We start from the raw sequence: 1,437 nt of genomic DNA, 5'->3' as shown, positions 1-1,437 counted from the left end.
GGCGCTGGGAGCCGACGAACGGCTCCGCCGCTCGGCCAGGCGGCACAGCGCCGACATGGCGCGGCGGCGGGTCCTCGCGCACCGGCTGCCGGGCTGGCCGGACCCGTTCGAACGGATGCTCGCCGAGGGCTTCCCCCACCCCGGCGGCGAGAACGTCGCGTTCGGCCAGGAGACGGCCGTGCGGGTGGTGGAGGCGTGGATGCGCAGCGCTCCGCACCGAGCCAACGTCCTGCACGCGGAGTTCGCCGAGGTCGGGGTCGGCTTGCTGCTCGACGCCACCGGGCACTGGTGGACGCAGAACTTCGGCTACGCCGACGACGGTGGCTGAACCACCGCCCCGGTCACCGGCCGCGCAGGCGGCACCGCTCCACCGCGATGGCGAGGGTGTCCAGGAGGGACACCGTGTCGGGCAGGCTCAGGCACGGTTCCGCGGTGCTGACCCCGTAGTCGACCGGCGCGTGCTGCCTGCCCTCGTGCAGGAAGGAGCCGAAGGCGACGCCGACGAGGCCCTTCTGCCCGTCGGCGCGCTGCCGTGCGACGGACGCGACCGCGTCCCGCTGGCGGCGCAGGTCACCACCTCCGGGCACGGCGACCACCAGGCGCGGCGGAAGGTTCTCGGCGCGCAACCGGGTCAGTGCGATGGCGGTGGACGACGGGTCGTGCGCCGGCCGGTGCAGCCCGCCCCGCAGCACGAGGTGGGCGTCGGGGTGCACCGCGAGGGCGCGGGAGAAGCGGAGCCGGTGGGCGTTGGCGTCGCGGACGGCCGCCACGGCCGCGCCGACGTCCGCGGCCACCTCGTTCTCGCAACCGACCGGCACGGGCACCCGGGACGTCCAGCGCCAGTGGAGGGGATCGGTCGTGGACCGCGTGGTGATCAGCCCGTAGGCGACGAGGTCGGCGGTGTGCAGCACGGTCGCGGGGTGGGTGAAGCGGACGGCCTGGGGCAGACCGGTGCGCAGCGCGTCGAGCAGGAACCGGCGACCGCCCTCGTCCCCCTGCGCCTCGGGGTAGGCGCACAGCACGACCAGGAGCTGCTGGCGGTAGGGGGCCGCTGCCTCGGCAAGCTGCCCGGCGTAGTCCAGCGCCGCGGTGGCGTCCCGCACGCACCGGGGGCCGGCCAGCACGAGCAGCCGGTCGTCCACCCCGTCGAGCACCCGGCGCACGGCCACGCGCTGGCGGTGCACCTGCGCGGCGACCTCGGGCAACGACGAGACCGTCGCAGCGGAAGTCATGGCGTCACTCCCTCTCGGGCGCAGCGGTGCGGAACGGGCGGCGGCCTCCCCGCCCTGGGCGGTGACCCCGGGCGGGGAGGCGTGGCCCGGTCCGGCGAACCGGTGTGGACCGGATTTCAGTAGGGGAGCTTGCCGTAGCTGAACTGGCTGAAGAGACCCCACGTCTACACGAGCGTCCGACCGGAGCTGTAGGTCCAGTCCACCG

General features: G+C 75.2%; 2 protein-coding genes. One reads left to right on the top strand and one right to left on the bottom strand.

Annotated elements, in window-relative coordinates:
• On the top strand, positions 1–328 hold a 328-nt coding region (locus AB0G02_RS40120), incomplete at its 5' end, for a CAP domain-containing protein (protein ID WP_360805754.1).
• A gap of 13 nt (positions 329–341) precedes the next feature.
• Here the strand turns inward: AB0G02_RS40120 and AB0G02_RS40115 are convergent.
• Complete coding sequence (locus AB0G02_RS40115) at positions 342–1,232, bottom strand: hypothetical protein (RefSeq protein WP_360805751.1); 891 nt, start codon at positions 1,230–1,232, stop codon at positions 342–344.
• Positions 1,233–1,437 lie beyond the last annotated feature (205 nt).

Origin of the sequence: Actinosynnema sp. NPDC023658, assembly GCF_040639995.1 — a bacterium.
Lineage (GTDB): Bacteria > Actinomycetota > Actinomycetes > Mycobacteriales > Pseudonocardiaceae > Actinosynnema.
The sequence above is the reverse complement of the archived record's forward strand: the minus strand, read 5'-3'. Positions and strand labels throughout refer to the sequence as shown.